The sequence below is a fragment of the Stenotrophomonas sp. 96582_Sma genome, assembly GCF_056480905.1.
Window position 1 is genome coordinate 2,701,920 of record NZ_CM151122.1, and the last position, 24,164, is coordinate 2,726,083.

Genomic DNA, 24,164 nt, shown 5'->3' on the forward strand with positions numbered 1-24,164 from the left:
CTCTGCGGCGACGTGGCTATGCTGGTCCGCGCCGATGACAGGCCGCTTAAGAAACCTGTGGAAGATCGAAAAAAGGTGTGGAGGATTGTGTGGAGAATCGAAAGCGTGCCGTGATGCGCGTTGCGCATCACTGGACCAATTGATTCATTTCCATGATCGGCATCAGCACGGCCAGCACGATCGTCAGCACCACGCCGCCCATCACCAGGATCATGGTCGGTTCCAGCAGCGCGGTCAGTGCCATCGCGCGACGTTCGATCTCGCGCGAGATCGTCTGTGCAGCACGATCCAGCAGCGGCGCCAGCGATCCGGTCTTCTCACCACTGGCCACCAGGTGCACCAGGATAGGCGGATACACCTTCTGCACCTTCAACGCAGCACCCAGTGCCGCACCTTCGCGCACGCGCGCGGACACGTCATCGGCACAGCGTGCCAGCAGCGCATTGCCAAGCGTCTGCCGCGCCGCCTCCAAGGCACGCAGCAGTGGCACACCGGCATCCAGCAGGATCGCCAGCGTCGAGGCAAAGCGCGCACTGTTCACGCCCAGCACGAAACGCCCGACCATCGGCACCCGCAGCAGCATCGCGTCCCATCGCAGGCGCAGTTCGGGCCGGCGCAACGCCAACCGCCATGCCACCACCAGCGCAGCGATGCCCAGCCCCACCCACACGCCCCAGCTGCGCACGAACGCGCTGGCGGCCAGCATCACCTGGGTCAGCATCGGCAGCGTCTGCCGCGCCTGCACGAACGCGGTCACCACCTGCGGCACTACGTAGCTGAGCAGGAAGATCACGATCGCCACCGACACCAGGCTGATCGCCGCTGGGTAGATGAAGGCGGTCAGTACTTTGGCCTGCAGCGCGTTGCGTTCTTCGATGTAGTCGGCAAGGCGCTCCATCACCCGCGCCAGGTCACCGGAGTCTTCACCTGCGCCCACCAGCGCCCGATAGATCGGCGGGAAATCGCGCGGCCGCGCGGCCAGCGCCACGGTCAGGCGCTGGCCGGCACGCACGTCGGCGCGTACGGCGGTGAGTGCCTGGGCCACATGCGGGCGCTCGGCCTGTTCGATCACCGCAGTCAATGCGGCTTCCAACGGCAGGCTCGCGGCCAGCAGGCTGGCCAGCTGGCGCGTGGCCCAGGCCAGCTCGCTGGCAGACAGCCGGCGGGCGCCCCAGCCACTGCCCGCACCGCGCGCCGCGCTGACCTGCACGGGTGTCAGCCCGCGACCGCGCAGCAGCTGGCGTGCGCCGCGCGGGCTGTCGGCGTCCAGCTGACCCTTCTCGATGCGGCCCTGCGCGTTGGCAGCCTGGTAGTCGAACAGTGCCATGCAGGCCTCAGTCGTCGCCGGTGACGCGCAGGATCTCTTCCAGCGTGGTCACCCCGCTGTCGACCCAACGCTGGCCGTCCTGGCGCAAGGTCCGCATGCCGGCACGCCGCGCCGCCTCGCGCAGCGCAGGTTCACCCTGTCCTTCATGGATCAGCGCACGCACGCGATCGTCGACCACGAACAGCTCGTGGATGCCGGTACGCCCCCGGTAGCCGCTGTTGGCACAGGCCGCGCAGCCCACCGCGCGCCACACGGTACGGCCCTCGCCGTCCACCTCGGCGCGCCGGCACTGCGTGCACAGCCGCCGCACCAGCCGCTGCGCCAGCACGCCGCGCAGCGACGAGGCCAGCAGGAACGGTTCCACGCCCATGTCGGCCAGGCGCGTCACCGCCGAGATCGCGTCGTTGGTGTGCAGGGACGCCAGCACGCCATGGCCGGTCAGCGACGACTGCACCGCAATCTGTGCGGTTTCCAGGTCGCGGATCTCACCGATCATGATGGTGTCCGGGTCCTGGCGCAGGATCGCGCGCAGCGCCGTGCCGAAGCTCATGCCGATACGCGCGTTGACCTGAATCTGGCCGATGCCGGCGAAGTCATACTCCACCGGGTCCTCCACGGTGAGGATGTTGCTGGTGCTGCTGTCGAGCTGGCCCAGCGCCGCATACAACGAGGTGGTCTTGCCGCTGCCGGTCGGGCCGGTGACCAGCACGATGCCATGCGGCTGCCGGATCAATCCGGTGAACGTGGCCAGGGTGTCATCGGCCATGCCCAGCCGCTGCAGCTGCAGGCGGCCGGCATCCTTCTCCAGCAGGCGCAGCACAGCACGCTCGCCATGCCCGGTCGGCACCGTGGAGACGCGGATGTCCAACGGACGCCCACCCACCCGGATCGCGATGCGCCCGTCCTGCGGCAGCCGCTTCTCGGCGATGTCCAGGTGGGCCATGATCTTGATGCGCGACACCAGCGCCGCGTGCAGTGCGCGCCGCGGCTGCACCATGTCGCGCAGGGTGCCGTCCACCCGGTAGCGCACCACCGAATGGGTCTCGAACGGCTCGATGTGCAGATCGCTGGCGCCATCGCGTGCGGCCTGTGCCAGCAGCGCGTTGATCATGCGGATCACCGGCGCATCGTCCTGTGCGTCCAGCAGATCGGTGACTTCCGGCATGTCCTGCATCAGCCGGTCCAGATCCACTTCACTTTCAGCAGCCCCGACCACGGCAGCGGCATCGCCGCCGTCACGGTACTGCTCACCCAGCCGCTGCTGCCAGGTCGCTGCATCCAGCGCCTGGAACGGCAGCGGGCCATGCCATCGGCGCAGTTCGGCCACGGCCCACGCCGCGGTGTCGGCGGTGCCCAGCAGCACCGACTCGCCGCCAACTTCGGACAGCATCACGCCGTGGCTGCGCACCCAGGCGTACGGCAGTGACGCGGCGGTGCTCACGGCCCGATCACCAGTTCCGGCGTGTAGCCCAGCCCGCGCAGCTGCTGCAGTGCCGGGTCCAGCGTCGCCGGGTCGCGCGGCAATCGCACGCGCAGGCGTTGCCCGCTCTCGCCCGGCGTCGCTTCGGCATAGGCCTGCAGGCCCAGTGCCCGCACCTGCGCCACGCCCTGGCTGGCACGCGCCGGGTCCAGCCCCTGCGCGAACTGCACCAGCTGCGCATCGCCGTCACCGGACGGGTACAGCGCCGCCAGGCTGCTGTTCTGCAGCGGCTGGCCCTGGCCATCGCGTGCATTGCCCTGGCCGAGTACAGGCAGGTCCTGCGGTGGCAGCTGCGGTGCCGACAGCGCCGGCAAGGCCCAGCTCTGTAGCGGCTGCGCGCCGGCCTGCGCGTTGCGCATGTAGTCGTAGCGGTCGCGGGTCAGGCGCTGGCCGGCGGCCGGGTCACGCACCACGTGCGGGCGCAGGAACACCATCAGGTTGGTCTTGGCGCGCTTGCGCGTGTCGCTGCGGAACAAGGCGCCCAGCACTGGAATCTTGCCCAGCCCCGGCACCGCATCACGGCCATGACTGACGCTATCCTCCAGCAGCCCACCGAGCACCATGATCTGGCCATCGTCCAGCAGCACGCTGGTATCCAGGGCGCGTTTGTTGGTGATGATGCCGGCCGTGCTGTTCGCGCTCTGCGCGTCGATGCTGCTGACTTCCTGGTAGATGTCCAGCTTGACCGTGCCGCCCTCGGAAATCTGCGGGCGCACCCGCAGCTTCAGGCCCACGTCCTCGCGCACGATGGTCTGGAACGGGTTGTTGCTGCCGCCACCACCGTCGGTCACGTAGCGGCCGCTGACGAACGGCACGGTCTGCCCGACCATGATGCTGGCCGCTTCATTGTCCAGCGTCATCAGGTTCGGCGTGGACAGGATGTTGGCACCGCCCTTGCTCTGCAGCGCGTTGGCCAACGCCTTCATGTTGAGGATCTGGCCGACGCCGGGCAGGTTGATGGTGCCGTCGATCACGCCGATCTTCAGACCATCCTTGGGCAGCACGTCCAGGGTGGTGCGTGCGGTGGTGTTCAGCCCGCTGCCACCGGTGGTGCCGCCGAAGTGGGTGCCGCCGAAGGTGCGGCCATTGCCCAGCATCCACTGCACGCCCAGTTCGGCCGCGTCGGTCTGGTTGACCTCCACGATCAGGCTTTCCACCAGCACCTGCGCACGGCGCTGGTCGAGCTGGTCGATCACCCGCCGCAGGTTGCGGTACACCGGCTCGGGGGCGGAGATCAGCAGCGTGTTAGTGGCCACGTCCGCCTGCACCGAAATGCCGTTCTGGCTGAAGCCGGTGCTGCCGGCGTCAATCGGGTCGCGACGGTTCGGGTCCAGCCGCTGCGATTCCAGCGCATTGCCACCGGTCTTGGACTGCTGCGGCTGCGACGGCTGCGCCGGTGTGGCGCGGTTGGCGTCGCCGGGCAGTGGCGTGATGCCTTCGTTGCTGCCCATTGCCGGTGCATCGCTCTGCCCGGCCACCACGCCGCGCAGCACGCCGGCGAGCTGATTGGCCTGGGCATTGCGCAGGTAGACCACATGCAGGTTGCCGGACTCGTCCTGCGCGCGGTCCAACTTCTCCACCAACTGCCGCGCCAGGCGCGTTCGGCCCGGGCTGCTGGAACGCAGCAGCACGCTGTTGCTGCGGGGGTCGGCCATCACCACCACCTTCTGGCTGGGCTCGGCGCCCTGCGCATCCAGCAGCGGCGCGACCATCGCTGCCACGTCAACGGCAATGCCCTGCTGCAGCTTCACCACATCGGTGTCCATGCCGGCCGGTGTATCGACGCTGGCGATCACCCGCGCGATGCGCTCCAGGTTGTCGGCATAGTCGGTGATCACCAGGGTGTTGTTGCCCGGGTTGGCGGTGATCGGATTGTCCGGGCTGATCATCGGCCGCAGCACCGCCACCAGCGCGGCTGCGTTCTCGTAGCGCAGCGCGAAGGTGCGCGTGGCCACCTCGCCGCCGGCCCCGCCCGCGCCCACACGGCCACCGAGCAGCTTGGCCTCGGCCTGCGGCACCACCCGGCTGACACCGCCGTTCTCGACCACGGCAAAGCCACGCATGCGCAGTGCGCCCAGCAGCAACTGGTACGCCTGGGTACGGCTGACCGGGCCATCAGAGACCACGGTCATCTTGCCGGTCACCCGCGGGTCGATCAGGAACTGGCGACCGGTGAAGCGCGCCGCCATGCGCAGTACGCCGCCGATATCGGTATCCACCAAGTTCAACTGCACCGGTTCATCGGGGGCGTCCTGCGCCTGTGCCGGTGCAACAACGTGAGCGCCACCCACGATCAGGGCCAGTACAGTGCTGCAGGCAAGGCTGCGCATCGCCCTCATGAATGGCCACCCGCAGTGAGTGCCATCACGATGTTTCCGGATATCCGTGCCGCCGGCATGTTCGCATCCCCTGTGCGTGTCAGTTGCAGTTGCTGCAGTTCGATGGCCGGATCGGCCAGCACGGGCAGCAGCCAGTTCCACAGTGCGTCAGCAGGTACGGCCTGCACCTGCAGGTGCCAACGCCCGTCGCGTGCTTCGACATGCAGTCCATCGGCGAGGCCGGCGGACTTGATTCCATTACGCAGCGCGGCCAGCGTCGGGCGCTGCCCCTGCACCTGCTGCTGGCGTTCGCGTGCACGCAGCAGCGGCGCCAGTGCGCGCGCCTGCGCCTGCAGCCGCGGCAGCTCAGCCTGCCAGTGCGCACGCTGTTTCAGCAGCGGCTCCAGCCAGAATGACCACAGCCCCGCTGCCAGCAGCGCCAGCACCATCACCCACAGCATCCAGCGGTCGCGCGGCGGCAGGTGCTGCCAGCGTCGCTGCAGACCGGCCACACCCTCGCCCAGGCGCACGGCTCTGGCGGTCACTGTCCGCCCCCGCTCACGCGCAGGCGTCCACCGGCCTCGCGCGCCATCTGCAGGCCCTGCGCCTGCGCCGCCTGCTGCCACTGCTCCAGCCGCTGCGCGTCATCGGCTACCGCCTGCGCATCGGCGTCCAGCTCCAGTTCCAGCTGGCCGGGTTGATAGCGCAGGCCGCGCACCTGGCCGCCCAACTCCGGAATCGCCTGCAGCGTCGTTGCGACCTGCCGCTGCACCGGTGGCAACGGCGGCGCCGGCAACGGCACGGCCAGCGCGCGCCGCGCCTGCAGCACCGGGTCCACCACATCGGTGATCTCCGGAAAGTGCGAACTGAACTGCCGCGCCATGTCCTGCTGCAACGCCTCGCCCTCGCTGCGCCAGCGCGAGACCTGCAGCTGCAGCCCAAGCGCAGCCAGCAACACCGCCGCCAATGCGAGGCCGATCGCCACGCGTGGTGCCTGCCTGCTGCGACCCGGCAGTGGCAACGACCACGCTGGCACGGGTCCGCTGGCCTGCCGTTCATGCGCGACCACGGTGGCCGGCAGGTTCTCCGGCCACACCGACGGCACGCTGTCGATCCACTGCACGGCCTGCACCCCGGATTGCTGAAGACGCGCCGCGAGCGACTGCAGCACCGCCGCTGTGTCGCGCCCACCGCACCACTGCACAAAACCCCGATCGCGCCCGCAGCGCACCAGCAGATGCTCACCGGCAGCCTGCAGCGTTGCCTGGCCGTTCTGCCATGGCAGCAGCAGCGGGGTCGGGTACAGTGCCTGCAGCTGCAGTGCACATGAAGCCAGCAGCTGTTGCGCCTGCAGGACTGCTTGTTGGCCAAGCCACGCCACAGGAACCGTGCCGTCCGCCGCCTGCGCACCATGTGCCAACACGACCTCCTGCAGGTCATCCAGCAGCATCGCCTCTACTTCGCCCTGCAGTGCGGCCTGCAGCCTGCGGCCCGACAGTGGCGGCAGCTGCAGTTCCAGCAGGATCAGGTCCTGCGGATCGAGACAGGCCAGCACCTCGGCCTGCGGATGACGTTGCCCGAGCACGGCCAAGCCCTCGCGGCCATGGGCCAGCACCCCACCCTTGTGCAACTGCGCCCACTCGACCGTACTGTCGGCGCGCAGGTGTTCCAGCGCCGGCAGGCGCACCCTCAGCTGCACGCTCATGCTCCAATCCTCGTCCACACACGCTGCACGCGCACACTGTCATCGCGATACTCGCGCCAGATCAGGGCCCTGAAGTCGACCGCATTGCCATCGGCCTGTACCTGGCCGACGGCAAGGAACCACTCGCTATGAATGCCAAGCGGCACCACGGCCATCTGCGCGTTGCTCAGTTGCAGACGATTGGCGATATCGCCGCGGTTGAGCAGCCAGTGGCCACCGTCGCGCTCACCGAGTAGCGCCTGCAGGCGCCCCGGCTCCACGCCGGGAGTGACCGCCTGCAACACGCTGATGTCACTGGTGTTGGCATTGACCAGGGTCTGGGCCGGCAGCACCACGGTGCGCCGTGCCAGTGCCTGCACCGCCACTGGGTCGGCGCCCGCCAGGGCCTGCTCGATCATCGATTCACGCGGCAACGGCGCCTGCGCCTGCAGATCGCCATCACGCAGCCGCGCCTGGATGTGATCGGCAGCAGATGCACAGGCACCCTGCCCCAGTCCCTGCCCGGCACACAGCGCGATGAACGCGCGCCGTGCCTCCGGGTCCGGCTTGCCATAGGCCAGCAGGTTGCGCAGGTTGAACATGGACTGTGCATCGACCAGCTGCAACTGCACCGGCAGCGGCGCCTGCAGCGTCAGTGGACGCGCCCAACGGCCGCTGCGCACCGTGGTCAACTGCTCCTTTACATCGTCACGCAGCTGCTGCGCCGCGCGCTCCAGGGTGGCATCGACCGCCATGCGCACCTGCGCACGCAGCTGGTCGCCACGCAGCGCACGCAGCTGTGCCGACTGCCGGGTCAGCAGTGCAGTGGCAATCACCGCCACCAATGCCACCACCAGCAGGGCGACGATCACCGCCATGCCGCGCTGGCGGGTGCACGGGACCGAACGCGTCCGGGCTGTCATCTGCACGCCTCACAGCTGCCAGGAGCCGATGTCCGCGTTCCCGGCGTCGCCACCGGGCTTGCTGTCCGCACCCAGCGAGAACACATCGATGTCGCCATGGGTTCCGGGAATCTGGTACTGGTACGGATGGCCCCATGGGTCATTCGGCAGGCGATCCAGATACGGCGTCACCGGCATCGCACCGCTGCCCTGCGGCGGCTTCACCAGCGCCTGCAGGCCCTGTTCGGCGCTGGGATAGCGCCCGTTGTCCAGCTTGAACAACTTCAATGCCTGCATCAGCGCCGCGATGTCCTGGCGCGCCGCCACCACGCGCGCCTGGTCGGGACGGTCCATCAACCGCGGCACGATCAACGCGGCAAGAATGCCGATGATCACCACCACCACCATGATCTCTATCAGGCTGAAACCCTGCTGCCGAGCCCTGCGACTACCCACCTGCCTTGCCATTGTTCCGCCCTCGTCATCCTGGAAGAGACCGCTGCGCCATGGTCAGCGGTGCATGTGTCAGTACGATAAACATCCGCCTGCTATTCGCTGCGCGTGTGCCTGTGCAGGCGCAACACGTGTAGCCGGGGCACATGCAGACTCGAACAGGTGCTGCGGCACGCTGGCCAGCGCATCGTCGATGCAGCCGCGCAGCAACGGGTGCGCGCAGGCCTGCAGCAGGCGCACGCACTGCATCGGCGACCACGCGGTGCCATGGTCGAGGCCGATGAACATCCGGTAGGCCTGGTGGTAACGCAGATCGTCGTACACGCGCTGCGCACTGTTGAGATCACGCACGACCACCAGCAGCGCCGCACGTTGCAGCAGCCGCACATCGCCCGCGTCAAGCGGCAGCGCGTTCATGGCCGCTTCGGGCCAGGGCCGCAGCTGCAGATCGAGGGCGCGCCGCAACGCCGCCAGCGGATGCGCGCTGCTGTCCAGTGCCGCCCAGCGCGCCGCATCGGCCCAGGCATCACTGGACAGCACCCAGACCCACGAGTGCCCATAGCGCTGCACGTTCACAGGCGTGTGCCGAGCCTGCTCCAGCGACTGGCTCAGGTGACGATCCAGCTCCAGCATGCTGATCCTGCGACTGTCTGCCATCGGCGCCGCCCGTGCTCCGCGACGCGTGGTGCGTCGTACTCTGCAGAAGACGTCAGCAAGGCAGGTGAAGCGACAACGCGAATGCGTCTCTGTGCGCTGCGTGGCGCTTCATCAGCTACGTCATCGCAGCGTCATCTGCCTGCAGGCTTCGCGCTCCAGTCGCGGCGCTTCGCCCCCGCAACGGCGCGCCAGTATCGCCACATCGCTGCGTGCGGCGAACGTTGCCAGCGCATTGGACATATCCACGTCATCGCACCATGACGCCATCGCAACACGCAGCGCTGGCAGCTGCCAGCCATCCATCACGCCATGGCTGCCGGCCACGAACCAGTGCCAAAGACGATGATGCTGTACCTGCTCGTGCAGTTGCACGAGATCGTCGATGCCGTGCATGCCCATCAGCAGCAGCACGCGCGCCATCGCCGCAGGCGGCAACGTGCCGGCCTCAGCGAGGGGCAGCACCTGCTGCTGCAGCCGTAGCAGCATCGCCAACGGGTGCGATTGCGGATCGAAGTCGAGCAGAACGGCCTGTTGCTGCCATTGCGCATCGGAGACCACGCACACCCACGGCGATCCATAGCGATGCACCATCAAGGGCCGTCGCTGCGTGGTTTCCAGCAACGCCGACAGATTACGGCGCAGATCCAGCACACCGATGGTCTCGTTGCGCATCCTTGGCGTCTCCTTGCTTGCAACAGCCCTGCGCGGCGCGCACGGCCAGCGTCTTCATCTAACCAAGGACGGCAATGCCACCCGGAAAGCGACGCAGATCCAGCGACATCGTCAGTCGCAGCTGCTCCAGCGCCGCATCCGGATCATCGATGCGGAAACGGCCGCTGACCGGGGCCCGCGCCAATGCCGATTCGCCCAGCAGCACCTTGCCGCGGCGGTAGCGGTTGATTTCATCCACCACCTCGCGCAATGGAGCGCGGCGGAACACCAGCATGCCCTCGGTCCAGGCGCTCACTTCCGAGGCCAGGGCTTCGGCCACCACGCCACTGAGGCGCTCGTCGTATTGGGTCTGCTGGCCCGCCTGCAGCTGCAGGCGGCCCTGCGGGTGCTCGATGCGGGCGCTGCCCTGCAGGCAGGTCACCCGTACCTGGCCGTGGGTGTTGCGGACGTCCAGGCGCACCGCACCTTCATCGGCAATCACGCAGCCCGGCCCCGCGAACAGGGCGAGGCGCAGGCCTGCCTGGGTTTCGATCGCGGCCTGGCCCTGCACCAGCTCGAAGCCTTCGCCCTGCGTGTCCGAACGACGGCGCAGGCTGCTCTGCGTATCCAGTTCGATCTTCAGCAGCGGCAAGGGCGCGATCTGCAGTCGCTCACCGGTGCCGGTGTGGAAATCGGCCGCCATCGCCGTCACCGAGGGCCACAGCCCCAGCGGCGGGCGGATCGCCGCCACCACCACCAGGCTGGCCGGTGCGGCAATCGCGGCTCCCAGGAAGGCGCGCCGGCTCCAGCGCTGGGACGGCGTCGGCGCGACCGGCTGGCGCGCAGCGGCGGGCAGCTGTTCGCCCGCCAGGCGTACCTGCGCCCATTGCCGGCGCGCACGGCCGAATGCTTCGCGATGACGCGGATCAGCCTCGCACCACTCACGGAACCTGCGCCCATCGGCGGCGGTGGCCTCGCCCGAGGTCAGCCGCACCACCCACGCGTGGGCCTGACGCTCGACGGCATCCAGCGGGCGTTGCGGGCGATCGTCAGGATCCATGGGGGCTCATGCCGGACCCGCACGCTGCGGGGTTCTGCTCGGCGTCAAAGTGTAGACGGATGCCGCCGCTCAGAACCGCACCTGACGCCCCTGTCCGCTGCGCTCGGCCAGGTAGTCCTGGGCCGCTTTCAGCTCGCGCTGCACAAGCCGCAGCGACACGCCCAGCTGGTCGGCGACGTCGCGCTGCTGCAGGCCATCGACGCGGATCGCCAGCAGGATGCGGCGTCGGCGCTCGGGCATGCGCTGCAGCAGGCCGACCATGTCCTCCAGCGCGAAATCCAGTTCGGCCGCCTGCGCCGGGCCCGGTGCAGGGTCGGCCATCTCCATCAGCGTATCCACCTCTTCCAGGCTCAGCAGGCGGTGGTCGGCACGCTGGCGGTCGATCACCGTGTTCATCGCCATGCGCAACAGGTAGGCCGCGGGATTCTGCACGGCATCCAGGCGGTCACGGCGCGCACTCAGGCGCATCCAGGTGTCCTGCAGCGCATCGCCGGCCAGCTCCTCCGAGCCCAGCTTGCGCACCAGGCGGCGCTTCAGCTCGTCGTAGGCCCCCAGAAGGTGGTCCATCAGGTCAACTGCCCCAGCCGTACCGTTGCTCATGTTCGAATCCTTGAAGTCATGGAAGGGGCGCGCGCCGACCACAGTCGTGGTCGGTGCCGGAAGGTCGGATCTGCAGCGTCACCGGCTGCGGCAGCGCGGCGGCATCGGGCGCAAGCACCAGGCCCTGCAGCGCCTGCAGCAGGCGTGCATCGCGGCGGGCGCTGCCACTGCCTGAGAGCAGCTCGGGCGCATGCACCTGGCCTTCGCCGTCGACGTGGAAGCGCAGCGTCGCGGCATAGCGGCCGGGCGCGATCTCGGGGTCGTCACAGAACACCGCACGCAGGCGCTGCTGCAGCCCGCCATAGCGACGCCGACGCTCGGCCTCGGGAAGTTCGGCACCAGTACCGGGTTCGGCGACCGAGGGCGTGCCCCGGCGCAGCACCACGCGCTGCTCACCGATCATCTCGGCCTCGATGCCGGTGTCCTGCAGCAGCATCTGCAAGGCAGGCAGCGGCGCAAGGCTGGCGCGCAGCGCATGGCTGCTACGGCCGGCGGCAAGATCGCCCGGGTACATCACCGACCACCCGCTGATGACGCTGAAGCGCTCGACCGCCTGCTCCAGCGGCTGCGCAGGGATGTCGTAGGCATGAACACCGTCCCGCGCCACAGCGGCAAAGGACAGCAGCAGCCATGTGGCGATGGCCACCTTCCAAGTTCTGACCGCATGGTGTCCATTCAGCCCCCTGACGTAGAACACATGACCCTCGGCAGCGACAGCAGCTGCAGTGGACGCGCGCCACGACCGGAGCCCCGGCCCGCGCGCGACCAGCAAGCGGGCTCAAACCGTACCGGGGCCAGATGTCATTGCGATGACCGCTGCCTACGCCCGGCGTTAAGCCAAGCTCCGTGAACCCAGTCACGCATCAGGAATCAATGAATCGAACAGACATGTCCATCTGCTCCCGGGGTCAGAGCCCGTTGCACAGCAACGGGATCCGACCCCAACAGGTCGCGGGGAACTGTCAGGCGCGGGGCGGTGTGGGCAGGCAGGACCGTTGGCGCCATGGATGGCGCCATCGAGCCCCCATGGATGGGTCTACGGCGTGTCCTGCCTGGCCACACCGCCCCGCCGCCCTGGGAACATCGCCGTTGCGGCTGCTGTTGCTCCTGAGGTTGCCGGCCAGCGGCCGGCACTACCGCGGGTGCCGGGTGCAACCCGGCCGGAACCACCCATCCTCAAAGCGGCAGCTGGGTGGTCTGCTTGATCCGCTGCATCGGAATCTCGGTCTTGGTGTTCTGCACCCCGGCGATCCGGTTCAGGTGCTGCATCTGGAACTGCCGGTAAGCATCCAGGTCCGCCACCGCCACCCGCAGCAGGAAATCGCAGTCACCGGCCATCAGATGGCATTCAAGCACTTCCGGGAACGACTTGATGCTGTTGATGAAGTGGTTGGTGGTGTCCTCGTCCTGCCCGCGCAGCCACACTCGCACGAACACCGTGAAGCCACGACCCACCTTCGCCTCATTCAGCAGGGCCACGTAGCGGTCGATGTAGCCGCCCTCCTCCAGCAGCCGCACCCGCCGCAGGCAGGCCGAGGGCGAAAGGCCCACCAGCCGGGCCAGCTCCAGGTTTTGCAGCCGTCCGTCACGCTGCAGGGCATCGAGGATGCGGCGATCGAGGTTGTCGAGCTGATACTGCACGGGATTTCACCTTTGGCGACCTTAGCCGCATGGAATCTCAATATTCCCGAATTGAATGGCATCAACGCAACCCGATTTCGCGATCGGACCGCTAGCATGGGCCACCCCCACCTCGTTGTGCCGTTCCATGGACGCCCGTACCACCCTCCCCCTGCCCGACACCTGCGATATCGCCCCGCGCGCCGAATTCCTGCGCGGCCTTCGCGCCGCCGTACCGGTGATGATCGGCTTCATTCCCTTCGCCCTGGTGCTCGGCGCCCAGGCCGCCCAGAAGGGCCTGAGCGCGCTGGAAGTGCCGCTGATGACCGGCCTCAACTTCGCCGGCGGCTCGGAGTTCGCCGCCGTCGAACTGTGGACCTCGCCGCCGCATATCGCGCTGATCGTGGCGATCACCGCGCTGGTCAACAGCCGCCACCTGCTGATGGGCGCCAGCCTGGCCCCGCTGCTACAGCACCTGCCGCGCCGCCGGGTGCTGCCGGCGCTGTTCTTCATGTGCGACGAGAGCTGGGCGATGGGCGTGGCCGACGCGCGCCGCCGTGCGCTCGGCTTCAGCCTGGCCTATTACCTGGGCGTGTCGGCAGGCCTGTACACGGTCTGGGTCGCCTGCACCGCGCTGGGCGCGATCGTTGGGCCGATGCTGGGCGACATCCACGCCTACGGCTTCGACATGGCCTTTCCGGCCGTGTTCCTGGTGCTGCTGCGCGGCATGTGGCAGGGCATGAAAGCAGCGCGTCCGTGGCTGGTCAGCCTGGTGGTGGCCGCGGCCACCTACCTCCTGGTTCCCGGCGCCTGGTACGTGGCCAGCGGCGCGCTGGCCGGCCTGGCCGCAGCCTGGCTGCTGGCGGAGGACGCGGCATGATCTTCAACGGACTGATCCACTGGACCTCGGTGCTGACCATCGTGCTGATGGCCGCTGCCACCTACCTGACCCGCATCATCGGCTTCCTCGCACTGCGCAACCGCACACTGAGCAAGCGCGCAGTGACGGTGATGGAAGCCGCACCCGGCTGCGTGCTGATCTCGGTGATCGCGCCCGACTTCGTCGCCGACAAGCCCGCCGACCTCGCCGCGCTGGCGATCACCCTGCTGGCCGCCACGCGGTTGTCGATGCTGCCGACTGTGCTGATCGGCGTGGTCTCGGCCGGGGTGCTGCGCTATCTGATGGGCTGACGCACGCGCGAGGTCCCCACGTGGTGTGACTGGAGGCGCGACGGTCGCTATCAGCTCGACCTGCACATTTGCGTGCCGCCTCAAACGTGGCCCGGAGCCACCTACTGGAGGTGTTTGAAAAAACTCCGATTGCCTGATCGAGCCTGAGCCGGTACGGATCGACTGCCGAATCAGCGGGTTGAGCTGATCGGTCAATCGACGTCCAACGTGGAGAGTACCAATGAGCAATCTGCGAGTTGTCGTGGCAGCAATCGGTATCACCCTCACCTCTACTCGCGGGCTGCCCCTCTGATGCAGCGCCGTCAGTCCAGGCGTACCCAACCGGGCCCCGCGCTTGGGCTCTATGCTGGGCTGGCGGCAATCCTTCTGGCCACAAGTGCGTGCCAATCCATCCAGCTGCCTCCCCGGAACCTGGTCAGTCCCGATGGAGGGTATGCCACCCTGCTGCGAGGCCCTACCTCACATCTGAAGATCAGCACAGTGTCGATGCTTCCCGGCCCGGAAAGCTCGGAGTTCCCCAATCGGTCCATCGAGTGCGGGTGGTCATCCGTCGCAACTCGAGTTCTCTGGGCAGATCGAGCGCTTTCGGCCATGCAGGCGTCACGGCTCTGCGAGGCCGCCGCACGATCCGCTGGACTGCCGCTCCAGGCCAATGGGCAGGAACGGACGCCTATGCGCTATCAGTTGACGATCGTAAGTGACGGAGGCGGCATCTGGCGACAGCTGCCGGGACCAGAGCCGCCGGGCCAGATGGTCAGCTTCTGGTTTCCCTCCGGTCCCGACACCGACTCGCTGCGCAGGCGCGTGATCGCCACCACCGCCCATGAGTTCCAGCATATCGCCACCGCATTGGCAGGACAGCCTCGACGCGGCGCGCAGCGCGAACCAGACGCCTATCTGGCAGGCGCATGTGCCCAGCTGATGATCGAAGGCGCCGTTGCACGTGCGGATCTGCCTGGCGGACACGATCCGCGAGCTGATCCGTTTCTGCCAACGGCAGCCAGGCGCTCCGCGCATGCAGGCAGTACGACCGGGGGAGCGCTGCTGCGGTTCTTCGGTGACGCGGACACCTTGCACATCAATGAGGGAGGCCGCCACCTGATGCGGCATTGCCACGAGACGATCGGCTTTCCCCTGCAGCAGTGAACGCTCCCTGCGACACCCGGTCGCAGCCGATCCCGGCATCCACTTGATCAATGTCAAACCGCCCGCCGCCGTGCGGGCGTATTTCTATGCAGGACCCGAACACGCCGGCGTTACCGGCATCCACAAGGACCCTGCGATGAGCTACACCCCCGACAACGCCCAGCTGCTGAATGCCATGCAGAACGTCATGGTGATCTCCACCACCGACCTGCAGGGCAACATCACCTACGCCAATGACCTGTTCTGCACGCTCACCGGCTTCGCCCGCGAGGAGCTGATCGGCCAGCCGCACAGCATCGTGCGCCATCCGGATGTGCCCAAGGCGGTCTACAAGGACATGTGGGACACCATCAAGGCCGGCAAGACCTGGACCGGCATCGTGCCCAACCTCGGCAAGGGCGGCGTGCTCTACGTGGTGGACACCACCGTGCAGCCGCTGTTCGATGCCGAGGGCAACATCACCTCGTACATCAGCATCCGCCGCGTGGTGAACGACCTGATGCAGAACTACGACCTGGTCGAGTTCAGCAAGGAAAAGTTCGACGACTTCTACGAGGCCGCGTGAACGCCCTCCCGACCAGTACGCCCTTCAGCCGCCTGCTGGTGGGTTTCGCGTCCGAGTCGGGCAATGCCCGCGCCCTGGCCCAGCGCCTGGGCGCGGACCTGCAGCCGCACGCGCCGCAGGTGCTCCCGTTCAACGACATCGACGTGGCCAGCCTCGGCCACGGCGATGTGCTGCTGGCGATCTCCAGTTCCTTCGGTGACGGCGAACCGCCAGCCAACGGCGAGCAGTTCTTCGAAACGCTGCGCCAGACCCCGACACTGAGTGGCCTGCGCTATGCGGTGTTCGGCCTCGGTGACACCGGCTACCCCAGCTTCTGTGGCTTCACCAAGGCGCTGGATGCCGCGCTGAGCGAGCGCCAGGCGCAGCCGCTGCTGCACCGCGTGGATGCCGACCTGGGCTACGAGCAGTTCTTCCAGCAATGGCAGCCAGTGCTGGGCCAGGTGCTGGACGGCGACGTGAACGCGGGCCAGGACCTGCACCTGCAGGTCACCGCCTATGGCGAAGACAACGCCTTTGCCGCCCCCATTCTGGAACACCGCCGCTTGAACAGCAGCGACCCGGCCGCCTGGCACCTGCAGCTGGACATTGCCGGCAGTGGCATGGCGTACCGCGCGGGCGACACCCTGCACGTAGTACCCGAGAACGACCCTGCGCTGCTGCAGGCATTGGCCACCTGGTACGGCGACTCCGCCGCTGTGGCCGCACTGCACGACCGCGAGCTGCGCCTGCTGAGCAAGGGCGTGCTGCGCGAACTGGCCAAATTGGGCGGCAGCGAGGTGCTGAAGGGCCTGTTGAAGGTCAGCCAGAAGCGCGAGCTGGACGCCTACCTGCACGGGCTGGACCTGCTGGACGTGCTGCAGGACCACGCCACGCCGGCCAGCGTGCCGCTGGCCCGCCTGCGCGAGCTGCTGTCACCGCGCCTGCCGCGCGCCTATTCGATCGCCTCGCACCCCTGCGACGACCAGCTGAGCCTGTGCGTGCGCGAAGTGCGCTACACCCTGCGCGGTCGCGAGCGCTTCGGCACTGCCACCGGCAGTCTGCTGCACGGCGGCGACCACGCGCGCGTGTACTGCCGTTCCAATCCCGGCTTCCATCTGCCCGATACCGGCGAAGCGCCATTGCTGCTGGTTGGCACCGGCACTGGCATCGCGCCGTTGATGGGCCTGATGCAGGAGCTGCAAGCCAACGCCTGCGAACGCGAGGTGCACCTGGTGTTCGGCGAGAAGCACAGCCAGCACGATTACCTGTACCGCGAGCAGCTGCAGGACTGGCGCGCGCGCGGTGTGCTGGCCGGCCTGCATACCGCGTTCTCGCGCGATGGGGCCGAGAAGGTCTATGTGCAGCATGTGCTGCAGCAGCGCGCCGACGAAGTGCGCGATGTGCTGGCCCGTGGCGGGCATCTGTACCTGTGCGGTAACAAGAGCCACCTGGAAGGCGCGGTGCGCGAGGCCATCGATGCCATCAGTGGCGAAGGGCACTGGGACGCGCTGCGGGGTGAAGGCCGCACGCACTGCGAGCTGTATTGATCCATTCCACTGGATTGCGCGAACGCTGAACCGGTAGAGCCGGCCGCTGGCCGGCTGCTCCGGATTCCATGGTTGCCAGCCAGCGGCCGGCACTACCATCAGATGCAACCATTCATCGCCTGAGCGTCGCGGAACTCCTGAACCGGTAGAGCCGGCCGCTGGCCGGCTGCCCCAGATTCCGTGGTTGCCGGCCAGCGGCCGGCACTACCATCAGATGCAACCATTCATCGCCTGAGCGTCGCGGAACTCCTGAACCGGTAGAGCCGGCCGCTGGCCGGCTGCCCCAGATTCCATGGTTGCCGGCCAGCGGCCGGCACTACCATCAGATGCAACCATTCATCGCCTGAGCGTCGCGGAACTCCTGAACCGGTAGAGCCGGCCGCTGGCCGGCTGCTCCGGATTCCATGGTTGCCGGCCAGCGGCCGGCACTACCATCAGATGTAGCCATCCATCGCCCTTGCGTCCATCGCGGGTCAACCGCCGACGATACGACCATCCACCACGCGTGCTACCTGCTGGCCGAACATGGCCACATCCTGCGGGTCGTGGCTGATCAACAGCAACGGAATGCCAGTATTGTCCAGCACCGTCTCAAGCTCCTGGCGCAGGTGCTGGCGCAGGTCATGATCCAGCGCGGAGAACGGCTCATCCAGCAGCAGCGCCTGCGGCTGCGTCACCAATGCACGTGCCAAGGCGGTGCGCTGACGCTGGCCGCCGGATACCTGCGACGGCAGCAGATCACCGACCGTGTCGATGCGGAATGCGTGCAGCCACTGCTCCACCGCATCGAAGCGCTGGCCAGCCCGCGGATTCAACCAGCCCTTCTGCAGACCGAACGCCACGTTCTGGCGCACGCTCAGGTGCGGGAACAGCGCGTAATCCTGGAACACGTAGCCCAGCCGGCGGCGTTGCGGCGGCAGATCCACGCCGGTGGCCGCATCGAACAGGGTCTGCCCCTGCAGCCGTACATGCCCCTGGCCCGGCCGTAGCAGCCCGGCCACCGCCTTCAGGGTCAGGCTCTTGCCGGCGCCCGAAGGCCCGAACAGCACCACCTGCCGCTGCGTGCACTGCAGCGACACATCCAACACGAAATCCTGGCCGGCCGCCTGCAGGCGGCGCTGCACCTGCAGGTCAAGCCACATCGCGCAGCTCCCGGCGACGTCCGCCCACCAGCCGTGCGGCCAGCAGCAGGATCACGATGCACACCACCGAGGTCAGGATCACCAGCGCATTGGCCTTGCCGTCCTGGCCGGCCTGCACCGCCTCGTAGATGGCGATCGACAGCGTCTGCGTGCGGCCCGGAATGCTGCCAGCCACCATCAGAGTGGCGCCGAACTCGCCCATCGCACGTGCAAACGCCAGCAGCAGGCCGGCGAGGATGCCACGCCAGGCCAGCGGCAGCGTGATGCGGAAGAACACCGCCGCTTCGGACACACCGAGCGTGCGTGCGGCCTGCTCCAGCTGTCCGTCCACTTCCTCGAACGCCGCGCGTGCCGGCTTGAACACCAGCGGCAGCGAGGCCACTGCGGCGGCGATCACTGCAGCCTGCCAGGTAAACACCAGGTTGATGCCGAACCACGACTGCAACCACGCACCGATCGGTCCGTTACGGCCGATCAGCACCAGCAGGTAATAGCCCAGCACCGTCGGCGGCAACACCATTGGCAGGGTCAGCAGCGAATCCAGCAGCTCACGGCCGGGAAAGCGCCGCCGCGCCAGTAGTGCGCCCAGCGCCACGCCCACTACAAGATTGATCGCGGTGGCCCAGCCGGCCACCTTCAGCGACAACCCCAGTGCGCTCCAGTCGAGATCCATGCCTCAGGGCTTGCCGAACCCGTGCCTGGCCAGGATCGCCTGGCCCTGTGCCGAACGCACGAAGGCGGTGAAGCGCTTGGCCTCGGCCGGCTGCGCGCTGGCCTTGGTCACCGCCAGCGGATAGGCGATGCGCCCGGCCACCGGCACCGCGAAGGCACGACGCACGCGGTCGGGCATGGCCTGCGCATCGGTGGCATAGACGAAACCGGCATCCACTTCACCACGCGCCACGTAGTCCAGCGACTGGCGCACGTTCTGGGTGGTGATGACCCTGCCCTGCACCGACGGCCACAGGCCCGCCGCTTCCAGCGCGCCCTTGGCGTAGCGACCGACCGGCACGCTGTCCGGGTTACCCAGTGCGATGCGCTGCACGCCGGCACCGGTCAGGTCCTTCAAGCTACGCGGCGCGACCTTGGCCTGCGGCGGCACCACCACCCACAGCGCGTTCACCGCGAACACCTCGCGGGTACCGGCCGCCAGCAGGTCCTGCTGCTGGGCCTGGTCCATCGTGGTTTCATCGGCCGAGGCGAACACGTCCACCGGCGCGCCACGACTGATCTGCTGCAGCAGCACGCCTGAGGCGGCGAAGTTGAAATCGACCTTGGTTCCCGGGTGCGCCTTCTCATAGGCGGCGCCGAGTTCGCGGAAGCTCTCGGTCAGGCTCGATGCCGCCGACACCGTCAGGTCGGCCGCCCAGGCCGGCACCGTGGCCAGCAGGCCCAGCAACAACAGTCCAGCTCGCTTCATCATCGGCTCCCGGCCAGGTTCAGTTAGGGTCGGATTCGTCGGCCACCGCCAGCGCCGCCAGGCGCTCGGGCTGCAGCAGCAGGATCTCACGCTGCTTCACCGCGATGATCCCATCATCGCTCAGGCGGCGCAGCACGCGGCTGGCGGTTTCCGGCGCCATCCGCAGGTAATTGGCGATCTCGGTACGCGCCATCGTCAGGTTGAAGCGCGTAGCGGAAAAACCACGCCGCGCGTAACGCTCGGACATGTCGAGCAGGAACGCCGCCATGCGCTCTTCGGTACGGTGATTCGCGGCCAGCGTGGCGACCTTGCCGATCTCCGCACTGAGCAGGCTGAACAGCTTGGCCTGCAGCCCCGGCATGCGTGTGGCCAGCAGGCTCAGCTTGGGGAACGAGATGCGGCACAGGTGCACGGTGTCCAGCGCCACCGCATTGCAGGGGAAGCGCGAACCGTGGATCGCATTGAGGCCGATCACTTCGCCCGGCAGGCTGAAGCCCAGCACCTGCTCGTTGCCCTGGCTGTCATCGACGAAGGTCTTGACCATACCGGCGCGCACCGCAGCAATCGAATCGAACGATTCGCCAGCGCGGAAGATGTAGTCACCCGCATGGAACGGGCCAACGTGGTCGACCAGGACGTGCAGATCGCCCAACGCAGTCTTGTCATAACCCTGCGACATGCAGGCATCGGAAAATGCACAGGTACTGCAGAAGTGCAGCGCGTCGCCATCATCGGCGGCGGCGGGGTTCGGCGTGGCCCGGCCGAGGCGACCCTGGGAAGGCGGAGTTGAAGACATCGGGGCAGGACTCAAGCGATGGCGGCCGCCGGCCGGAAGCATGCGGCCATCATACGCCACAGCAACCGCCCTTCTTCGGCCAGCCGCAGCACACGTGCATCCCACTGCGCCCAGCCGCGCGCCAGCAACGGCGACAGCGCCGGCAGCTGTTCGGCGAAGCATTCCTCGAAGGGTTCATCATTACGCCACTCGAATGCAGCCGCATCGAGCGCATGGTCGCAGGCGATGCTCTGTGCCACCTCGGCCGCAAGCCGCTCGTCCTCGGACAGGATCAGGCCCGCGGCCACGCCCATGTGACCGGACTGCAATCGCGCCCGCCATTCGCCCAGCTCGTCCTCCAGGCGGTAGAACACCTCGCCGATCTGGCTGCAGGCGGACAGGCCAAGCCCGATGAAATCGCTGCGGTCGCGGCGTGGCACGCCGGCCAGGTCACAATGACGCTGGCCATCGCCCGGGCCATGCGGGTTCGGCAGGTCGCCGCGCTGGTAGTGGTCACCACCGATCGGTTCGTAGCCTGCTGCGCGCAGCAGGCGCCAGGCCTGCAGCCAGTGGGCCGCTGAGGGATCCCGTGGCAATGCGCACGGCGCTGGCAACAGGATGCGCTCGGGTGCTTCGGCCAGCACCTCATGCAGACGCTCGATGAAACCGGTGTCCTCACTGGCGGGCACGCGCAGCTGGTAGTAGCGCGCAGTGAAGCCGACCTGCCGCGCCTGTGCCAGCAGGGTCGGCCCCGGCGCATCGGCACGGTCGATCACGTTCAGGCGGGTGCAACCCACCGCGCGCAGCTGCGCCGGTGAGAGCGCGCTGCCGGCGTCCAGCCGCACTTCCACCTGCGGCCGCGCCACCGTGCGCAGGTGCTGCGGCACGGCGTCCAGCAGCTGGCCCAGCTGCGGCGGCGGCAATGTCTCCGCCAATCCCAGCTGCAACACCATCGCCACCACTTCGCGGTCCTCGGCCAGGGCATCGGCCTGCAGCTGCAGGGCCAGCAGCAAGGTGTCCAGATACGCCTGCGGCGGCACATCGCGACCACCCCGACCGGCCTGAAAGCCGAGCGTCAACCCACGCGGAATCAGGTGCTCGTTGCTGGCGCGCACGGCGGCGCGCCTGCCGCTTTCGCCAAAGCCGGTGCTGAACTGGTCAGCCGGCGGAAACAGCACGTGCCGGGGCTGCCGCAGCAATGCCGCCTGCAGCGCAGTGTCCTCACTCTCATCAACGTGGAAGCTCATGGCACACATCTTCGGGCGTTCCTCTTCGCGTGACCCTGATTGAAATCAAGCGTGGCGCATCGGTGGGTTCATGCCGGCCAGCGGCCGGCACTACCCTTTCACCCGCTACCCGGTAGTGCCGGCCGCTGGCCGGCAACCCCCTTTACCTGCCACGCACCCGCTCGGCGGCGGCCGCATCGATGGCTTCGGGCAGGTCGGTCTCGCGATCGATCTGCGGGAAGTGACGGCGTTCCATGCGACGGATCGCAAAGTGCATCCACGCCAGTGCGGCGGCCACCAGCACGAACAGCAGCATGAAGCAGCTGCTCCAGATGCCCAGCGCATCGTTCAAGGCGCCAAACACGATCGGCAGGATGAAGCCACCCAGGCCGCCGATCATGCCGACCACGCCGCCCACCGCACCCACGTGCTTGGGGTAGTACACCGGAATGTGCTTGTAGACCGCGGCCTTGCCCAGCGACATGAAGAAGCCCAGCACGAACACCAGCACGGTGAACATCACCACGCCGATGGCCAGATGGAAATGGATCGGGCCATGGATGCCCTTCACCACATATTCGGTATCCGGATAGGCCAGCAGGAAGGTGCAGATGGCCGACACGCCGAAGGTCCAGTACATCACCCGCCGCGCGCCCATCCGGTCCGACATCCAGCCACCGACCACGCGGAACAGGCTGGCCGGGATCGAGTAGCACGCCGCCAGCATGCCGGCGTGGCCCACGTCCATGCCGTAGGCGCCCACCAGATAGTGCGGCAGCCACAGCGCCAGCGCCACGAAACCGCCGAACACGAAGAAGTAGTACAGCGAGAACCGCCACACCTGCAGGTTCTTCAGCGGCGCCATCTGCTCGGCGAACGGAACCGGCTTCACGCCCTCGCGGCGGCGCTGCTCCAGCGACGGGTCTTCCTTGCTGAAGAGGAAGAACAGCACCGCAGTGACGGCCAGCGCGACCGCCCAGACCTTGGCAACCATGGTCCAACCCGCGGCCACCATCACCAGCGGCGCCAACAGCTTGGTCACCGCCGAGCCGATGTTGCCGGCACCGAAGATGCCCAGCGCGGTGCCCTGCTTGCTGGCCGGGAACCACTTCGAGACGTAGGCCACGCCCACCGAGAAGTTGCCGCCGGCGATGCCCACGCACAGCGCGGCGATCAGGAACTGGGTGTAGGTCTGCGCATAGGTCAGCATCCAGGTGGCCACGGCGCCACACAGCATCACCAGCACCATCACCTTGCGGCCACCGAACTGGTCGGACCAGATGCCGAGGAAGACGCGGCTGACCGAACCGGTCAGTACCGGCGTGGCGATCAACAGGCCGAACTGGGTGTCATTCAAACCGAGCTGTTGACTGATCTGGATGCCGATGATTGAAAAGATCATCCACACCGCGAAGCACACGGTGAAGGCGAACGTGCTCAGCCACAGCGCACGCTGCTGCTGCCCGGCACTGGCGGGGGCAAGGGCCTGGTTCATGGGGTCTCCTCGTTCAATGGGGGTCAGCCGATATCTGCTTCGGCTTCGATCTCATCCAGCCCGCGCACCGGGTAGCGTTCCTGCAGCTGCAGCAGATAGGCCTGCACCTCGCGCTGGCGTACCTGCAGTTCCAGGTAATCACGCAGCTGCGGCAGCACCGCCTCGAACGACTGTGGCTGGCCTTCCTCGCGGGCATCGACGCAGACCACGTGGTAGCCCCAGCGCGATTCCACCGGGAATCCAGCCAGGCCCTCGCGCAGGCGGAACACCTGGCGGTCGAACTCCGGCGTGGTCTGCCCGCGCTGCAACCAGCCCAGGTCGCCGCCCTCGCTGCTGGAGGGGCAGCGCGAATGGCGCAGGGCAAAATCGGCGAACAGGTGCGGCGACTCCTTCAGCAGTCCGGCCAGCCGCTCGCCTTCGGTGCGTGCGGCGAAGCGCCCGGCCACGTCGTCGGCCGCCGCCGCCAGCAGGATATGGCGCAGGCGCACGCGGTCAGGCGAGCGGAAGCGCTCCGGGTTCTGCTCAAAGTAGCGGCGGCAGTCCTCGTCGGTCGGCACGCGGTCTTCGATCGCGTCTTCCAGCAGTTGCTGGATCAGCACTTCCTCGTCGCTGACCCGGTTGCCCTCCGGCGCCTGCAGGCCCAGCCGCTGCGCTTCCAGACGCAGCAGCTCGCGCACCACCAGGGCACGCGCCGCTTCGGCGCGTGACTGTTCCGGGCGCATCGCCCGATGGTGCTGCATCTCGCGGGCGATGTCGGCCTCGCTGATCGCGGTCTCGTCCACGAACAGCCGGCACGGTGCCGGCTGCCCGAGCGAGCGCGGCCCCTGCTCTGCCGCGTCGTGGTGATGCGAATGCGCCTCGGCAGGCACCGGTGCGGTGGAGTCGATCACGGTGATCGGCAGGAATTTCGGCAGGCTGCCCATGGT

Annotated in this window: 25 protein-coding genes; 5 read left to right on the plus strand and 20 right to left on the minus strand. The window is 67.9% G+C overall.

The genetic code is table 11. From position 1 onward, the window contains the following. Positions 1-127: 127 nt before the first annotated feature. The 13 genes from gspF to ACZK2R_RS12575 form a co-directional block, all read right to left on the minus strand. Complete coding sequence (gspF, locus tag ACZK2R_RS12515) at positions 128-1,327, minus strand: type II secretion system inner membrane protein GspF (RefSeq protein WP_180838029.1); 1,200 nt, start codon at positions 1,325-1,327, stop codon at positions 128-130. 7 nt (positions 1,328-1,334) lie between these two features. Further along, positions 1,335-2,768, minus strand: a complete 1,434-nt coding sequence (gspE, locus tag ACZK2R_RS12520) for a type II secretion system ATPase GspE (protein WP_180838030.1) — start codon at positions 2,766-2,768, stop codon at positions 1,335-1,337. Further along, positions 2,765-5,146 carry a type II secretion system secretin GspD gene (gene gspD / locus ACZK2R_RS12525; protein ID WP_180838031.1) on the minus strand — a complete coding sequence of 794 codons (2,382 nt, stop codon included), beginning with the start codon at positions 5,144-5,146 and terminating at the stop codon, positions 2,765-2,767. Before gspD ends, gspE begins: the two co-directional genes overlap by 4 nt. Next, entirely contained in the window at positions 5,143-5,670 is a 528-nt protein-coding gene (gspM, locus tag ACZK2R_RS12530; RefSeq protein WP_032128120.1) for a type II secretion system protein GspM, read from the minus strand. The genes gspD and gspM overlap by 4 nt, the downstream gene beginning before the upstream one ends. Next, positions 5,667-6,830, minus strand: a complete 1,164-nt coding sequence (gene gspL / locus ACZK2R_RS12535) for a type II secretion system protein GspL (protein ID WP_180838032.1) — start codon at positions 6,828-6,830, stop codon at positions 5,667-5,669. The genes gspM and gspL overlap by 4 nt, the downstream gene beginning before the upstream one ends. Then, positions 6,827-7,732 (minus strand): type II secretion system minor pseudopilin GspK, encoded by a 906-nt coding sequence (gene gspK / locus ACZK2R_RS12540; protein WP_180838033.1) that lies wholly within the window; start codon positions 7,730-7,732, stop codon positions 6,827-6,829. Before gspK ends, gspL begins: the two co-directional genes overlap by 4 nt. Positions 7,733-7,741: 9 nt before the next feature. Further along, the gene (gene gspG / locus ACZK2R_RS12545; protein WP_032128123.1) at positions 7,742-8,179 is read right to left on the minus strand and encodes a type II secretion system major pseudopilin GspG; all 438 of its coding nucleotides are present in this window, start codon (positions 8,177-8,179) and stop codon (positions 7,742-7,744) included. Positions 8,180-8,236: 57 nt separating this feature from the next. Next, positions 8,237-8,821 carry a hypothetical protein gene (locus tag ACZK2R_RS12550; protein WP_180838034.1) on the minus strand — a complete coding sequence of 195 codons (585 nt, stop codon included), beginning with the start codon at positions 8,819-8,821 and terminating at the stop codon, positions 8,237-8,239. Positions 8,822-8,941: 120 nt separating this feature from the next. Then, a complete protein-coding gene (locus ACZK2R_RS12555; protein ID WP_032128125.1) occupies positions 8,942-9,493 on the minus strand; it encodes a hypothetical protein in 552 nt (183 codons plus the stop codon). Positions 9,494-9,551: 58 nt separating this feature from the next. Then, on the minus strand, positions 9,552-10,532 hold the full coding sequence (locus ACZK2R_RS12560) for a FecR family protein (protein WP_125893670.1): 981 nt from the start codon (positions 10,530-10,532) through the stop codon (positions 9,552-9,554). A 69-nt stretch (positions 10,533-10,601) separates the two neighbouring features. Beyond that, the gene (locus ACZK2R_RS12565) at positions 10,602-11,132 is read right to left on the minus strand and encodes an RNA polymerase sigma factor (protein WP_032128154.1); all 531 of its coding nucleotides are present in this window, start codon (positions 11,130-11,132) and stop codon (positions 10,602-10,604) included. 16 nt (positions 11,133-11,148) lie between these two features. Then, positions 11,149-11,829, minus strand: a complete 681-nt coding sequence (locus ACZK2R_RS12570) for an STN domain-containing protein (protein WP_180838035.1) — start codon at positions 11,827-11,829, stop codon at positions 11,149-11,151. Between the two features lie 479 nt (positions 11,830-12,308). Next, positions 12,309-12,773 (minus strand): Lrp/AsnC family transcriptional regulator, encoded by a 465-nt coding sequence (locus tag ACZK2R_RS12575; RefSeq protein WP_005413654.1) that lies wholly within the window; start codon positions 12,771-12,773, stop codon positions 12,309-12,311. A 127-nt stretch (positions 12,774-12,900) separates the two neighbouring features. Here ACZK2R_RS12575 and ACZK2R_RS12580 point away from each other — a divergent pair, with 127 nt between their 5' ends. From ACZK2R_RS12580 to ACZK2R_RS12600, 5 genes are all read left to right on the plus strand, one after another. Then, positions 12,901-13,632 (plus strand): AzlC family ABC transporter permease, encoded by a 732-nt coding sequence (locus tag ACZK2R_RS12580; protein ID WP_125893673.1) that lies wholly within the window; start codon positions 12,901-12,903, stop codon positions 13,630-13,632. Beyond that, positions 13,629-13,943, plus strand: a complete 315-nt coding sequence (locus ACZK2R_RS12585; RefSeq protein WP_032128129.1) for an AzlD family protein — start codon at positions 13,629-13,631, stop codon at positions 13,941-13,943. Before ACZK2R_RS12580 ends, ACZK2R_RS12585 begins: the two co-directional genes overlap by 4 nt. Before the next feature lie 672 nt (positions 13,944-14,615). Continuing rightward, positions 14,616-15,089: a hypothetical protein gene (locus tag ACZK2R_RS12590; RefSeq protein WP_180838036.1), complete on the plus strand. Its 474-nt coding sequence runs from the start codon at positions 14,616-14,618 to the stop codon at positions 15,087-15,089. 136 nt (positions 15,090-15,225) lie between these two features. Then, positions 15,226-15,654 (plus strand): PAS domain-containing protein, encoded by a 429-nt coding sequence (locus ACZK2R_RS12595; protein ID WP_032128130.1) that lies wholly within the window; start codon positions 15,226-15,228, stop codon positions 15,652-15,654. Next, positions 15,651-17,180, plus strand: coding sequence for a flavodoxin domain-containing protein (locus tag ACZK2R_RS12600; protein ID WP_180838037.1), 1,530 nt, complete (start codon positions 15,651-15,653; stop codon positions 17,178-17,180). The genes ACZK2R_RS12595 and ACZK2R_RS12600 overlap by 4 nt, the downstream gene beginning before the upstream one ends. Positions 17,181-17,653: 473 nt before the next feature. On the opposite strand, the gene ACZK2R_RS12605 is transcribed toward ACZK2R_RS12600, so the two are convergent. The 7 genes from ACZK2R_RS12605 to ACZK2R_RS12635 all read right to left on the minus strand — a co-directional run bounded on the left by ACZK2R_RS12605 (position 17,654) and on the right by ACZK2R_RS12635 (position 24,161). Next, a complete protein-coding gene (locus tag ACZK2R_RS12605) occupies positions 17,654-18,322 on the minus strand; it encodes an ATP-binding cassette domain-containing protein (RefSeq protein WP_125895820.1) in 669 nt (222 codons plus the stop codon). After that, positions 18,312-18,995 (minus strand): molybdate ABC transporter permease subunit, encoded by a 684-nt coding sequence (modB, locus tag ACZK2R_RS12610; protein ID WP_049459011.1) that lies wholly within the window; start codon positions 18,993-18,995, stop codon positions 18,312-18,314. The genes ACZK2R_RS12605 and modB overlap by 11 nt, the downstream gene beginning before the upstream one ends. Positions 18,996-18,998: 3 nt before the next feature. Beyond that, on the minus strand, positions 18,999-19,742 hold the full coding sequence (gene modA / locus ACZK2R_RS12615) for a molybdate ABC transporter substrate-binding protein (protein ID WP_180838038.1): 744 nt from the start codon (positions 19,740-19,742) through the stop codon (positions 18,999-19,001). 19 nt (positions 19,743-19,761) lie between these two features. Then, the gene (locus tag ACZK2R_RS12620) at positions 19,762-20,538 is read right to left on the minus strand and encodes a helix-turn-helix domain-containing protein (RefSeq protein ID WP_012511268.1); all 777 of its coding nucleotides are present in this window, start codon (positions 20,536-20,538) and stop codon (positions 19,762-19,764) included. Between the two features lie 11 nt (positions 20,539-20,549). Next, positions 20,550-21,764 (minus strand): oxygen-independent coproporphyrinogen III oxidase, encoded by a 1,215-nt coding sequence (locus ACZK2R_RS12625; protein ID WP_180838039.1) that lies wholly within the window; start codon positions 21,762-21,764, stop codon positions 20,550-20,552. A gap of 142 nt (positions 21,765-21,906) precedes the next feature. Further along, positions 21,907-23,238, minus strand: a complete 1,332-nt coding sequence (locus tag ACZK2R_RS12630) for an MFS transporter (protein ID WP_180838502.1) — start codon at positions 23,236-23,238, stop codon at positions 21,907-21,909. Positions 23,239-23,261: 23 nt separating this feature from the next. Further along, entirely contained in the window at positions 23,262-24,161 is a 900-nt protein-coding gene (locus ACZK2R_RS12635) for a peptidylprolyl isomerase (protein WP_180838503.1), read from the minus strand. Positions 24,162-24,164 lie beyond the last annotated feature (3 nt).

Bases quoted from the DNA above. Each gene is read 5' to 3' on its own strand.
- ACZK2R_RS12605 (WP_125895820.1), bottom strand. From the start codon at position 18,322: ATGTGGCTTGACCTGCAGGTGCAGCGCCGCCTGCAGGCGGCCGGCCAG.
- gspK (WP_180838033.1), bottom strand. From the start codon at position 7,732: ATGACAGCCCGGACGCGTTCGGTCCCGTGCACCCGCCAGCGCGGCATG.
- gspF (WP_180838029.1), bottom strand. From the start codon at position 1,327: ATGGCACTGTTCGACTACCAGGCTGCCAACGCGCAGGGCCGCATCGAG.
- gspL (WP_180838032.1), bottom strand. From the start codon at position 6,830: ATGAGCGTGCAGCTGAGGGTGCGCCTGCCGGCGCTGGAACACCTGCGC.
- ACZK2R_RS12560 (WP_125893670.1), bottom strand. From the start codon at position 10,532: ATGGATCCTGACGATCGCCCGCAACGCCCGCTGGATGCCGTCGAGCGT.
- ACZK2R_RS12580 (WP_125893673.1), top strand. From the start codon at position 12,901: ATGGACGCCCGTACCACCCTCCCCCTGCCCGACACCTGCGATATCGCC.
- gspD (WP_180838031.1), bottom strand. From the start codon at position 5,146: ATGAGGGCGATGCGCAGCCTTGCCTGCAGCACTGTACTGGCCCTGATC.
- ACZK2R_RS12595 (WP_032128130.1), top strand. From the start codon at position 15,226: ATGAGCTACACCCCCGACAACGCCCAGCTGCTGAATGCCATGCAGAAC.
- ACZK2R_RS12565 (WP_032128154.1), bottom strand. From the start codon at position 11,132: ATGAGCAACGGTACGGCTGGGGCAGTTGACCTGATGGACCACCTTCTG.
- ACZK2R_RS12630 (WP_180838502.1), bottom strand. From the start codon at position 23,238: ATGAACCAGGCCCTTGCCCCCGCCAGTGCCGGGCAGCAGCAGCGTGCG.
- ACZK2R_RS12550 (WP_180838034.1), bottom strand. From the start codon at position 8,821: ATGGCAGACAGTCGCAGGATCAGCATGCTGGAGCTGGATCGTCACCTG.
- modB (WP_049459011.1), bottom strand. From the start codon at position 18,995: ATGGATCTCGACTGGAGCGCACTGGGGTTGTCGCTGAAGGTGGCCGGC.
- modA (WP_180838038.1), bottom strand. From the start codon at position 19,742: ATGAAGCGAGCTGGACTGTTGTTGCTGGGCCTGCTGGCCACGGTGCCG.
- gspG (WP_032128123.1), bottom strand. From the start codon at position 8,179: ATGGCAAGGCAGGTGGGTAGTCGCAGGGCTCGGCAGCAGGGTTTCAGC.
- ACZK2R_RS12585 (WP_032128129.1), top strand. From the start codon at position 13,629: ATGATCTTCAACGGACTGATCCACTGGACCTCGGTGCTGACCATCGTG.
- ACZK2R_RS12620 (WP_012511268.1), bottom strand. From the start codon at position 20,538: ATGTCTTCAACTCCGCCTTCCCAGGGTCGCCTCGGCCGGGCCACGCCG.
- ACZK2R_RS12590 (WP_180838036.1), top strand. From the start codon at position 14,616: ATGCGCTATCAGTTGACGATCGTAAGTGACGGAGGCGGCATCTGGCGA.
- ACZK2R_RS12625 (WP_180838039.1), bottom strand. From the start codon at position 21,764: ATGAGCTTCCACGTTGATGAGAGTGAGGACACTGCGCTGCAGGCGGCA.
- ACZK2R_RS12555 (WP_032128125.1), bottom strand. From the start codon at position 9,493: ATGCGCAACGAGACCATCGGTGTGCTGGATCTGCGCCGTAATCTGTCG.
- ACZK2R_RS12635 (WP_180838503.1), bottom strand. From the start codon at position 24,161: ATGGGCAGCCTGCCGAAATTCCTGCCGATCACCGTGATCGACTCCACC.